Raw genomic sequence first — 12250 nt, forward strand, 5'->3', positions numbered from 1 at the left:
GAAATCATCCCAGATAGAGATATCTTAATTGTGGATAAATAAAGAATAGTGTGAATAAGTGAGGGGGTGAACATGTTATTCACAGATTGAATCCGCATTCATCAACATTGTGCACAAGAAATTTGACGAATTGTGAATAAGTTTAGGGATTTTCCACAAGTAATATCGACTTATGCACATAGTTGTACACAGGTTGTGTATAGAAATGCTCGGATTATGTCGAAAATTTCTTATAAGCTCCTTGCTGCCTCCCGTAATATGTCGAAACCACAATTCAAGCCTCGAAACGGTTTCTTCATCAAAAGTTATCCACAACCAAGATACTGTTCTCTCTATAAAAATAAATAAACGAACTTTTGTTCGCTTATTATTGGTTAATACTGTAGGAAATGTGGTAGAATGTGTATAGAAGAATGGACAGTGTTTAAGATGGGTATAGGTAGGTAAATACAAGGTAGCAGTCCTTTACTATAGGAGGTTTCACGGTGAAAGATCAATTCGAGCTCAAGTCTAAATATAAACCAGAGGGAGATCAGCCCCTGGCGATTGAAAAATTAGTTCAAGGCATAAATGAAGGGAAACGTCATCAAACCTTACTTGGAGCAACAGGGACAGGAAAGACATTCACTGTCTCCAATGTGATCAAGCAGGTTGAAAAGCCGACCCTCATCATCGCTCATAATAAAACATTAGCGGGGCAGCTCTACAGTGAATTTAAAGAGTTTTTCCCTGATAACGCCGTTGAATATTTTGTCAGTTACTATGACTATTATCAGCCGGAAGCATATGTTCCTCAAACGGATACGTTTATTGAGAAGGATTCCAGCATCAATGATGAAATCGATAAACTGCGACACTCTGCCACATCTTCTTTGTTTGAGCGAAAAGATGTCATCATCATTGCCAGCGTGTCCTGTATTTACGGTTTAGGTAACCCGGAGGAATACCGGGAGCTCGTTCTTTCCCTGCGTACAGGAATGGAAATCGAACGGAATCAATTGCTGCGAAAGCTTGTGGATATCCAATATGAACGAAACGACATCGACTTTCAGCGCGGAACCTTCCGTGTGCGAGGCGACGTAGTGGAAATTTTCCCGGCTTCGCGGGATGAACACTGTATGCGTGTAGAGTTTTTCGGAGATGAAATTGACCGGATTCGTGAAGTGGATGCCCTGACCGGTGAAATCATGGGCGATAGAGATCATATCGCGATTTTCCCGGCTTCCCACTTCGTAACCCGTGAAGAAAAATTGCAGGTAGCCATTAAGAATATTGAAAAAGAGCTTGAAGAGCAATTAGCCATCATGAAAGAAGATAATAAACTGCTCGAGGCCCAGCGTCTAGAGCAGCGGACCCGTTATGATCTCGAAATGATGAGGGAGATGGGCTTTTGCTCGGGTATTGAAAACTACTCCCGTCACCTGACACTAAGGCCTTCAGGATCGACTCCGTATACTCTTCTGGACTATTTTCCAGACGATTTCTTAATTGTGGTTGACGAGTCCCATGTGACGTTACCTCAAATCAGGGGGATGTTTAACGGGGACCAGGCCCGTAAAAAGGTGCTTGTGGATCACGGATTCCGTCTGCCTTCAGCCATGGACAATCGTCCCCTGCGCTTTGAAGAGTTTGAGAAGAAAACCCAGCAGCTCCTCTATGTTTCAGCCACACCAGGTCCATACGAATTGGAGCATACTCCTGAGATGGTTGAGCAGATCATCCGTCCAACAGGACTCTTAGATCCGATCATCGAGGTGCGTCCCATCGAAGGACAAATCGATGACCTTCTGGGTGAAATCAACGAACGTATCGAGAAAAATGAACGTGTCCTTGTGACTACCCTTACGAAGAAAATGTCAGAGGATCTCTCGGCATACTTGAAGGAAATGGGTATTAAAGTTCAATATTTGCATTCAGAAATCAAAACCTTGGAACGGATTGAAATTATTCGCGATCTCCGTCTAGGTAAATATGATGTATTAGTGGGAATCAACCTACTTCGTGAAGGATTGGACATTCCCGAAGTATCACTCGTCACCATACTGGATGCCGATAAAGAAGGGTTCTTACGTTCTGAACGTTCCCTCATTCAGACGATTGGCCGTGCCGCACGAAATAGTAACGGTAAAGTCATCATGTACGCGGACAAAATGACCGACTCTATGCAAAAAGCACTTGATGAAACAGAACGTCGTCGGACGATACAAGAAGAATACAATGAAATACACGGCGTTACCCCGACGACCATACAAAAAGAAATCCGGGATGTCATCAGGGCAACTCATGCCGCAGAAGAAGCAGGGGTTTATGAAGGAGAACAGACAAAAGTTTCGACTATGTCTAAACCGGAGCGACAAAAACTTATTGCTAGCTTAGAAGTGGAAATGAAGGAAGCAGCCAAGGCGTTGGACTTTGAGCGCGCTGCACAGCTTCGTGATACCATTCTTGAGCTCAAGGCGGAAGGATGAACGAAATATGGCGCGAGATCAAATAATCGTACAAGGAGCTAGAGCTCATAATTTAAAGAATATAGATATTAAAATCCCCCGGGATAAACTGGTTGTTTTAACGGGGCTTTCGGGTTCAGGTAAGTCATCCCTTGCCTTTGATACCATTTATGCAGAAGGACAAAGACGTTATGTCGAATCCCTTTCTGCTTACGCCCGTCAATTTTTAGGTCAAATGGATAAGCCTGATGTCGATGCAATCGAGGGATTGTCCCCTGCGATTTCCATCGATCAAAAGACAACGAGTCGTAATCCACGTTCGACTGTAGGGACGGTAACCGAAATTTACGATTACCTCAGACTGCTATTCGCTAGAGTTGGAAAACCAATTTGTCCGAATCACGGGATCGAAATTTCCTCCCAAACGATTGAACAAATGGTTGACCGTATTCTTGAGTACCCTGAAAGAACTAAGCTTCAAGTACTGGCACCAGTTGTATCAGGCCGTAAAGGAACTCACGTGAAAACCCTTGAAGAAATCAAGAAACAAGGGTTTGTTCGAGTACGTATCAACGGTGAAGTCCAGGATCTTGGGGAAGAAATTTCGATGGAAAAAAATAAAAAGCACTCCATCGAAGTGATTATTGACCGAATCGTCGTGAAGGAAGGTGTTGCAGCACGTCTGTCTGACTCACTTGAAACTGCACTTAGATTGGCAGACGGTCAAGTGATCATCGATGTAATTGGGGAAGAAGAGCTTTTATTCAGTGAGCATCACGCATGCCCATACTGTGGATTTTCCATAACGGAACTGGAGCCGAGAATGTTTTCCTTCAATAGTCCATACGGTGCCTGCACAAGTTGTGACGGCTTAGGAACAAAGCTTGAGGTCGATAAGGAGCTTGTGATTCCCAATTGGGATCGTACTCTCGATGAACATGCGATTACTCCGTGGGAACCGACAAGCTCCCAATACTATCCGTCTCTTCTTAAGGCCGTATGTGATCATTATGAGATTCCGATGGATATGCCTGTAAAGGATATTCCGAAACAACAAATGGATAAGGTCTTATATGGATCGGGCAAGGATGAGATTTACTTCCGTTACGAGAACGATTTTGGTCAAGTACGAGAAAACTATCTTCGTTTCGAGGGAGTCACCCCGAATGTTGAGCGCCGTTACCGTGAAACAAGCTCTGATTATATCCGTGAACAGATGGAGAAATACATGGCTCAGCAGGATTGTCCAACCTGTAATGGCCACCGTTTGAAAGAAGAGAGCCTGGCAGTAAAAGTAGACTCTCTTCATATAGGGGAAGTAACGGCCTTTTCGATTGAAGAAGCAGAGCAGTTTTTTCATAAGCTCGAGCTATCGGAAAAAGATATGAAGATTGCCAATCTTATTTTGAGGGAGATCCGTGAACGACTCGGATTCCTGGTCAACGTTGGACTTGAATACCTCACATTAAGCCGGGCGGCAGGTACGCTATCGGGGGGAGAAGCTCAACGAATTCGTTTAGCGACTCAAATCGGTTCCCGTCTGACGGGGGTCCTCTACATTCTTGATGAGCCGTCCATCGGATTGCACCAGCGGGACAATGACCGACTGATCGACACCTTAAAGAACATGAGAGAAATAGGAAACACCTTGATCGTAGTCGAGCATGATGAAGATACGATGATGGCAGCTGACTACCTCATCGATATCGGACCTGGAGCGGGTGTTCATGGGGGCGAAGTGGTTTCTGCAGGAACACCACAAGAAGTGATGGATGACTCGAACTCTTTAACGGGTCAGTACCTTTCAGGAAAGAAGTTCATCCCTCTACCACAGGAAAGACGTAAACCTGATGGCCGGTACTTAGAGATTGTGGGAGCGAAAGAAAATAATCTGAACAATGTCAAAGTGAAGCTGCCATTAGGAATCTTTACAGCGGTAACTGGAGTATCGGGATCCGGTAAAAGTACGTTGATCAATGAAATCCTGCATAAGTCACTGGCTCAAAAGCTTCATAATGCGAAATCAAAACCAGGTGAGCATAAAGAAGTGAAGGGGATTGAAAACCTTGATAAGGTCATTGATATCGATCAATCACCAATCGGTCGTACCCCAAGATCCAACCCGGCTACTTATACCGGGGTATTCGATGATATCCGGGATGTATTTGCCACAACCAATGAAGCGAAAGTTCGTGGCTATAAAAAAGGCCGTTTCAGCTTTAATGTTAAAGGCGGACGTTGTGAAGCATGTCGCGGAGACGGGATCATCAAAATCGAAATGCACTTCCTTCCTGATGTGTATGTTCCATGTGAAGTTTGTCATGGGAAACGATACAACCGGGAAACACTTGAAGTGAAATACAAAGATAAAAATATTTCTGATGTACTTGAGATGACAGTCGAAGACGCAGTGAAATTCTTCGAAAACATTCCGAAGATCAAACGTAAGCTGCAAACCATCTTTGATGTTGGACTTGGCTACATCACTTTAGGTCAGCCAGCCACTACGTTATCAGGGGGAGAAGCCCAACGTGTGAAGCTTGCTTCAGAATTGCATCGTCGTTCTACTGGCCGCTCCCTATACATTTTAGATGAGCCGACAACTGGACTTCATGTGGATGACATCGCAAGACTCTTAGTTGTTCTTCAACGCCTTGTTGAAAACGGAGATACTGTTCTCGTCATCGAACACAATCTTGATGTTATTAAAACAGCCGATTACCTTGTAGACCTTGGTCCTGAAGGTGGAGACAAAGGTGGTACGATTGTTGCAAGCGGAACCCCTGAAAAAGTGGCTGAAGTACAAGGTTCCTACACAGGTAAGTACCTGAAACCTGTGCTTGAGCGAGATCGTGAACGGATGAAGAAGAAGATCCGGGAAAAAGAAGAAGTGACGTATTAATGATGGAGAGAGATGCATAGTGCATCTCTCTTTTTAACTAAAACACAATTCCCATTTCAATCCACCAACCAAAACCACAACTCCATACCTACCCAAATTCAGCCTCAAGATGGAGTGAATAACATTTCCATTATGTGAAAATAAGATTGTAAACAAATGCATTGAAACCTTTTGCTTCACGTATCGTAAATAATAGTAGAGGAGATGATGAAGATGGAGACCAATAAGGTATTATCAGCCCTATGCTATTTTAGTATATTTTTTGCAGGCTTCCTTTTTCCGCTGATCGTTTATTTTGTATCAGATAATCCTTATGTGAAAAAGGACGCAAAAGCAGCCTTTTTATCCCACTTATTACCGGTCGTTGCGGTTCCCCTTGTGATTGCAGGTTTGTTTTTGGATATGGGTGTTTTCGCGAGTGGTGCGGGATTGCCGATATTCACCGTCATCATGATCGGTTTAGCCATATTACTTAGTGTTGTCGTTGTCATTTGGAATGTGTATAAAGGCATTAAAGTACTTTTATAATCAATAAAGGGGATGAAAGAGTATGAATGAAGAACGAAAACGCATTTTGGATATGTTGGAAAATGGGACGATTTCGGCACAGGAAGCAGTGGCATTATTGGAAGCACTCGATCAAAAGCCAAATACATCAAAGGCAAAAGAAAAGGATTTTCTGGATGAATTTGTGTCCATCTTTCAAGAGGGTAAAAAGAGTGAGCAAGAACACTCTACTCATTCGGGCAATCCGAAAGATAAGCTTCTAGATTTCATGAATACTGCGTTGAACAAGATTAAGAATTTTGATTTTGACTTTCAGTGGAATCAACCGGTGGAGTTGTCTCATGTGTATCAACAGCCTAATACGGATTTCGAGAAAATCGATGTAGACGTGGCCAATGGGAAAGTGGAACTGATCCCCTGGGATGGTGAGGAAGTCCGGGTGGAATGTGAGGCGAAAGTTTATCGTACGGAAGATCATGAAGAAGCCAGAAAGCAGTTCATGGAGAATACGTCCTTTGCTGTAGACGGGGATACACTGTATTACTCGACGCAGTTAAAATGGATGAAAGTGGACTCTAAACTCTACATTCCAAAGCATCAATATAAAAGGATCTCTGTCCGTTTATTTAATGGAGGGTTAAAGGCAGGGCATATAGATGTCCAGGATCTTCGTGCCAAAGCTGCTAATGGAAAGATCCATATCGATCACCTTATAGCCAAGAAAGCCGAAGTGGAAACATCCAACGGTGCGATTTCAATTTTGAACGTGAAAGCAGACCGGGTTGAAGCTGAATCCATTAATGGCAAGGTCCATGTAGAAGGGGATATCTCGTATTCAGATGTGCAATCCCTGAACGGAAACGTCGTTTGTGCCTTGACGGGGGAGAAAGCCGATACGCTTCACGCAAAAACGGTAACGGGAAACATTGATTTACTCGTTCCTGAAAACATCAACATTTCCGGAGAGGCAAAATCAAACTTCGGTGGTTTTAAGCTTGAGTTGCAGGGTATTGATGTACTAGAGGAAAAAAATGAAGTAGTCCAAAAGTCGATTCGTTTCAGTCGTAAAACCGATTCAGACGATAAGCTTCATCTTTTTGCGGAAACAAAAGCGGGATCTGTCCTCATAAAAAAGTATGAACAGAAGAATGTTAATAAGGACAACGCATAAGATGAGAAAGAAGGAATAATGATGAGAAAACAATTAGCACGATCAAGGTCTGACAGAAAGCTCGCCGGGGTGCTTGGAGGTTTGTCCCGTTATGTGGGGATCGATTCAACGATTCTTAGGGTGATTTTCATCATCCTGCTCATTCCGACGGGATTCTTTCCTCTGGCCATCGTTTACGGTTTATTGGGCTTCGTGCTGCCAAATGAGGAGGAAGCCATCAAATAATGAGATGGATTATTGGAATTTTAATCAATGCCGTAATCTTTATTGCATTGGCAGGATTTTTTGAAGGATTTGAAGTATCTGGGTTCGGGGCAGCAATAGGTGCCAGCTTTATTCTTTCGATACTGAATGTTCTGGTCAAACCGATTTTGATTATCCTGACTCTGCCGGTGACGATTTTATCTCTGGGGCTGTTTCTCTTCGTCATTAATGCCATTACGTTACTGTTAACGGATGGTCTGATGGGAAGCAGCTTTGAGTTATCCGGTTTTGGCATGGCTTTTCTGGCATCGATCATTTTGTCCCTTGCCAACCTGGTGATTCAAAAAACCGTGATGGATCCGATGAAGGAGAAGTAATAGAAAAAGACTCCGGCTTGAAACATGAGCCGGAGTTTTTTTATGGATAAAAAGAGTTGTTACTATACCTGAAATTGAAGTACTGTAGACCCCGCAGCATCAGATGACGAGGATGCTGACCGCCCGTTCCGCGGAAAGCGAGGATCCAGCAGGGGAAATAAACCACTATTCATTTAATGGTAATGTTTGATAATAGCCTATTTAAAGGAATAGGTACAATATTCAATATTAGAGTAATAGCATCCCCGTTTGTCTGTCACAAGTAAGCTGCCTTGCGCTTTTCTCTATAATTGCTAAAATAGGTTAGAGTAAGAATCGTTTATAAATATGAAGCGAGTGTAATGTGAAGGAGGAGCTGTATGTGGCAAAGGTCCGCACAAAAGATATTGTCGAGAAGTTTAAATTAGAGCTTGTCGGTGGAGAAGAAGGTTTACATAGACCGATCACAACGAGTGACATTTCCCGTCCAGGCTTGGAAATGGCTGGTTATTTCAACTACTATCCTGCAGAGCGGATACAATTATTAGGGAAAACCGAGTTGTCTTTTCTGGAGCTATTAGATGAAGCCGAACGTAAGCGCAGAATGGAAGCTCTATGTACAGATATCACACCTGGTATCATCATTTCCAGAGACCTGGAGATTCCGCCTGAGCTAGTGGAAGCATCAAATCGTTATGATGTTCCTGTCATGCGTTCTTCGATGAAAACAACACGATTCTCTTCGAGGCTGACAAACTATCTGGAAAGTAAGCTTGCCCCAACAACGGCGATCCATGGTGTACTGGTGGATATTTATGGAGTCGGAGTGTTGATCACAGGGAAAAGCGGTGTTGGTAAAAGTGAAACTGCTCTTGAACTAGTGAAAAGAGGTCATCGCCTTGTAGCAGATGATTGTGTCGAGATTCGCCAGGAAGACATGGATACGCTAATCGGCAGTTCTCCTGAATTGATTGAACATCTGCTTGAGATCCGCGGTTTGGGGATCATCAATGTCATGACGTTATTTGGTGCAGGAGCGGTCCGCAGCCATAAGCGTATTACCCTTTGCATCAATCTCGAGCTATGGGATAAAACGAAACAGTACGACCGTCTCGGACTAGAAGAGGAGACGATGAAAATTATCGATACGGATATTACAAAATACACCGTACCTGTTCGTCCTGGACGAAATCTCGCAGTTATCATTGAGGTGGCTGCCATGAACTTCCGTCTGAAACGTATGGGCGTAAATGCAGCAGAGCAATTTACAAACCGATTGTCTGATGTGATTGAAGATGGAGAGAATGAAGATATCTAATCTTAATGAAAAAAAAGGAGAGACAAAATGAACGAGAACATTACGCCAATCGATCCCATTGCCATTTCACTCGGTCCGATCCAAGTACATTGGTACGGTGTCATCATCGGACTTGGAATCGCATTAGGACTCTATTTAGTCATTCGTGAAAGCAAACGACTCGGTCTTCATCCCGATACATTCATCGATTTGCTCGTTTGGGCCATTCCCATCGCGATCATTTGTGCCCGTGCTTATTATGTCATCTTTGAGTGGGACAATTATTATGCCGATCACCCCGGGGATATCATTAAAGTATGGAATGGTGGAATCGCCATTCATGGTGCGTTAATCGGTTCTGTCCTTACTACGATTGTGTTTGCCAAAATAAAAGGGCTGTCTTTCTGGAAGCTCGTTGATATTGCGGCACCGAGCATTATTTTAGGTCAGGCAATCGGTCGCTGGGGTAACTTTGTAAACCAGGAGGCCCATGGTGGAGAGGTGTCCCGTGGGTTTCTTGAAAACCTGATGCTTCCTGATTTCATCATTAATCAAATGTATATTAATGGAGCGTACTATCACCCTACATTCCTATACGAATCACTTTGGAGTTTTGCCGGATTGATTCTTCTTCTTGTCTTGAGAAGAAAAGCAAGCAGTCTTCGTCGTGGAGAACTGTTCTTAACATATGTGATTTGGTATTCCATCGGTCGATTTTTTGTTGAAGGATTGAGAACAGACAGTCTGATGATGGGGTCTTTACGATTCGCTCAAGTCATTTCCATTGTCCTTATCATTGCAGCGATTGGTGTTTTCTTTTACAGAAGAAAAGCCGGCCTTGCGAAGAAGGCATACGATGAAAAGACGGATAGCGTAAACGCTTAACAAAAGGAGAGTAGGGAGTATGTGGATGTCATCTTTGAAAAATGGCGGCCTTACAGGTTTGAAAACAACGTGGTCACTAGGAAAGGTCATCTTTCCAATCACGCTGATCGTGTTTTTGCTTCAATACACACCTGTCCTTCCTTGGGTCATGGAGAAGATTTCTCCATTTATGAAACTTATAGGGCTTTCAGGTGATGCGGCCATTCCTCTTGTATTAGGGAATTTTCTTAACTTGTACGCAGGAATAGGTGGAATCCTATCCCTTGATTTAACGGTGAAAGAAGTATTCATCATTGCGGTGATGCTCTCCTTCTCTCATAATTTGTTCATTGAATCAACCGTAGCCGCAAAGGTGGGCGTGAAGATTTGGCTGATTGTCGCTGTTAGGATCGGATTGGCACTGGTATCGGCAGTTGTCATTAATCTGGTTTGGAACGGTGGATCTGAAATCGCCAAGTACGGAATGATGCCTCCACAACAAGCTGAGCCGAACGGGTGGGGAGAAATCATTCTGATGGGCTTTGAAAAAGCAGGATTTGGTGTCCTGCAATTAGCTCTTATCGTCATTCCTCTTATGATGATTATACAAGTGATGAAAGATCTGAAGTGGATGGATGTTTTTTCACGCTGGATGTCCCCTGCCACACGGGCGCTTGGTATGAATGCAAATACATCATCCACGATGGTAGCGGGACTCGTCATCGGGCTGGCATACGGAGCAGGAGTCATGATCCAGGCGGTAAAAGAAGATGGAGTGAGTAAGAAGGATGTCACGATTGCCTTCATCTTTTTAGTCGCATGTCACGCCGTGGTGGAGGATACGTTAATCTTCATCCCTCTCGGCATCCCTGTGCTGCCCCTCCTGATCATCAGGCTGGTCACAGCGATTTTGTTAACGATGGCGGTGGCCTACATTTGGAACAGGGTCGATGCAAAGAAAGAAAAGGAGAGACATTATGAGCAGGATTACAACAATATTATTTGACTTAGACGGAACATTGATCAACACCAATGAATTAATCATTTCTTCCTTTTTGCATACATTGAATCATTATTATCCAGGGCATTATGAGGAAAAGGACGTTCATCCTTTTATGGGACCACCGTTAGAGGAGTCATTTGGAGGGTTGGACCCCGACCGTATGGAAGAAATGTGTGCCCACTACCGTGCTTTTAATCATGAGCATCATGACACACTTGTAACTGAGTTTGAAGGGGTGTATGAAACCGTTCAAGCCCTTTACGAAAATGGATATAAATTAGCGATTGTGTCAACGAAAGTCCGTGATGTTGTGTTAAAGGGACTGGACCTTATGAATCTTCGTTCGTTCTTTGAAGTCATCATCACCCTGGACGAAGTGGAGAACGCGAAGCCGCATCCTGAACCGATTGAGAAAGCTCTCGTGGCATTGGGATCCTCGCCTGAAGAAGCAATCATGATCGGGGACAATCACCACGACATTTTAGCGGGGAAAAATGCAGGAGTGCTATCGGCAGGTGTCGCGTGGAGTGCGAAGGGAAGAGAGCACCTGGCTCACTACGAACCGGACTTCATGCTGGATAATATGAAAGACTTATTACCGATTGTTGGAGTTCCTACTACATGAGACGAACGACCCGCTACCCTGTAGAAGGAGCAAATTCTCTCTGGCATGTTTACAAAACCGTTCCTTTCGGGAAGGTCGTCAAAAATTTCATCGTAATTCAACTGGCAAGGTACACACCCTTTCTGGGAATGAAAAATTGGCTGTACAAAACGTTTTTGAGGATGAAGATCGGTGAACACACCTCATTCGCCCTGATGGTGATGCTTGACGTGATGTTTCCAGAGAAAATATCGGTTGGGCGTAATACAGTCATCGGGTACAATACGACGATACTGGCCCATGAATACCTGATCAAAGAATATCGATTAGGAGATGTGGAAATCGGATCGGAAGTGATGATCGGGGCCAACACCACGATATTACCGGGCGTTCAGATTGGCGACGGAGCCATCGTATCGGCAGGAACTCTCGTACATAAAGACGTCCCGGAAGGAGCGTTCGTAGGTGGAAATCCCATGCGGATCATCTACACCAAAGACGAACTGGCCGCACGCTGGCGAGAAGATGCAATCTACGGATTGAAAAGAGAAGAATAAGGGAAAAGGCAAAGATAGATTAATCTATCTTTGCCTTTTTTGTTTGGATGAACGTTGTGGGACCTGGATGTGCGTGTTGGAAGAGCGGCGGAATTTGGCGAATAGCAGATAAACCGAAAGAAGTATTCATTTGCTGATTCTTTTCTTATCCAAATGAACGTTAGCACTGTTCATCGCTACCTCATATAGATTGGACGGGGATTTGCGAGACTCCTGCGGAAAAACGGACTGGGCGAGACCCCCCAGCGAAGCGAGGTGGCTTGCCCAGTCCGCGGAAAGGGAGCGAATCCCCTTCCAATCAAGCAGTATGCTATTGGAACAGTGCTAGAGCACTAACT

The 12250-nt window shown here is 44.0% G+C and carries 11 protein-coding genes; all 11 read left to right on the top strand.

Annotated features, from left to right (window positions below):
* The first annotated feature begins 485 nt into the window (after positions 1 to 485).
* The gene (gene uvrB / locus AC6CIB_RS11795) at positions 486 to 2468 is read left to right on the top strand and encodes an excinuclease ABC subunit UvrB (protein ID WP_498280894.1); all 1983 of its coding nucleotides are present in this window, start codon (positions 486 to 488) and stop codon (positions 2466 to 2468) included.
* A 7-nt stretch (positions 2469 to 2475) separates the two neighbouring features.
* Positions 2476 to 5349 (top strand): excinuclease ABC subunit UvrA, encoded by a 2874-nt coding sequence (gene uvrA / locus AC6CIB_RS11800; protein ID WP_498280896.1) that lies wholly within the window; start codon positions 2476 to 2478, stop codon positions 5347 to 5349.
* A 213-nt stretch (positions 5350 to 5562) separates the two neighbouring features.
* Positions 5563 to 5877 carry a magnetosome magnetite crystal formation protein family gene (locus AC6CIB_RS11805; protein WP_113970834.1) on the top strand — a complete coding sequence of 105 codons (315 nt, stop codon included), beginning with the start codon at positions 5563 to 5565 and terminating at the stop codon, positions 5875 to 5877.
* Between the two features lie 22 nt (positions 5878 to 5899).
* Positions 5900 to 7027 (top strand): DUF4097 family beta strand repeat-containing protein, encoded by a 1128-nt coding sequence (locus AC6CIB_RS11810; RefSeq protein ID WP_498280898.1) that lies wholly within the window; start codon positions 5900 to 5902, stop codon positions 7025 to 7027.
* Positions 7028 to 7048: 21 nt separating this feature from the next.
* Positions 7049 to 7252 (top strand): PspC domain-containing protein, encoded by a 204-nt coding sequence (locus AC6CIB_RS11815; protein WP_498280900.1) that lies wholly within the window; start codon positions 7049 to 7051, stop codon positions 7250 to 7252.
* On the top strand, positions 7252 to 7608 hold the full coding sequence (locus AC6CIB_RS11820) for a phage holin family protein (protein WP_324745413.1): 357 nt from the start codon (positions 7252 to 7254) through the stop codon (positions 7606 to 7608). Before AC6CIB_RS11815 ends, AC6CIB_RS11820 begins: the two co-directional genes overlap by 1 nt.
* A gap of 361 nt (positions 7609 to 7969) precedes the next feature.
* Positions 7970 to 8905 carry an HPr(Ser) kinase/phosphatase gene (gene hprK, locus AC6CIB_RS11825; RefSeq protein ID WP_148995385.1) on the top strand — a complete coding sequence of 312 codons (936 nt, stop codon included), beginning with the start codon at positions 7970 to 7972 and terminating at the stop codon, positions 8903 to 8905.
* Between the two features lie 27 nt (positions 8906 to 8932).
* Positions 8933 to 9769: a prolipoprotein diacylglyceryl transferase gene (gene lgt / locus AC6CIB_RS11830; RefSeq protein ID WP_498280902.1), complete on the top strand. Its 837-nt coding sequence runs from the start codon at positions 8933 to 8935 to the stop codon at positions 9767 to 9769.
* Positions 9770 to 9788: 19 nt separating this feature from the next.
* Positions 9789 to 10754, top strand: a complete 966-nt coding sequence (locus AC6CIB_RS11835; RefSeq protein ID WP_498280904.1) for a nucleoside recognition domain-containing protein — start codon at positions 9789 to 9791, stop codon at positions 10752 to 10754.
* Positions 10726 to 11376: a pyrophosphatase PpaX gene (gene ppaX, locus AC6CIB_RS11840; protein WP_498280906.1), complete on the top strand. Its 651-nt coding sequence runs from the start codon at positions 10726 to 10728 to the stop codon at positions 11374 to 11376. The genes AC6CIB_RS11835 and ppaX overlap by 29 nt, the downstream gene beginning before the upstream one ends.
* On the top strand, positions 11373 to 11912 hold the full coding sequence (locus AC6CIB_RS11845) for an acyltransferase (RefSeq protein WP_498280908.1): 540 nt from the start codon (positions 11373 to 11375) through the stop codon (positions 11910 to 11912). The genes ppaX and AC6CIB_RS11845 overlap by 4 nt, the downstream gene beginning before the upstream one ends.
* Positions 11913 to 12250 lie beyond the last annotated feature (338 nt).

Source organism: Rossellomorea sp. GQ25 (assembly GCF_059758515.1).

Bases quoted from the DNA above. Each gene is read 5' to 3' on its own strand.
- AC6CIB_RS11845 (WP_498280908.1), top strand. From the start codon at position 11,373: ATGAGACGAACGACCCGCTACCCTGTAGAAGGAGCAAATTCTCTCTGG.
- uvrA (WP_498280896.1), top strand. From the start codon at position 2,476: ATGGCGCGAGATCAAATAATCGTACAAGGAGCTAGAGCTCATAATTTA.
- ppaX (WP_498280906.1), top strand. From the start codon at position 10,726: ATGAGCAGGATTACAACAATATTATTTGACTTAGACGGAACATTGATC.
- lgt (WP_498280902.1), top strand. From the start codon at position 8,933: ATGAACGAGAACATTACGCCAATCGATCCCATTGCCATTTCACTCGGT.
- AC6CIB_RS11820 (WP_324745413.1), top strand. From the start codon at position 7,252: ATGAGATGGATTATTGGAATTTTAATCAATGCCGTAATCTTTATTGCA.
- AC6CIB_RS11835 (WP_498280904.1), top strand. From the start codon at position 9,789: ATGTGGATGTCATCTTTGAAAAATGGCGGCCTTACAGGTTTGAAAACA.
- AC6CIB_RS11815 (WP_498280900.1), top strand. From the start codon at position 7,049: ATGAGAAAACAATTAGCACGATCAAGGTCTGACAGAAAGCTCGCCGGG.
- AC6CIB_RS11805 (WP_113970834.1), top strand. From the start codon at position 5,563: ATGGAGACCAATAAGGTATTATCAGCCCTATGCTATTTTAGTATATTT.
- AC6CIB_RS11810 (WP_498280898.1), top strand. From the start codon at position 5,900: ATGAATGAAGAACGAAAACGCATTTTGGATATGTTGGAAAATGGGACG.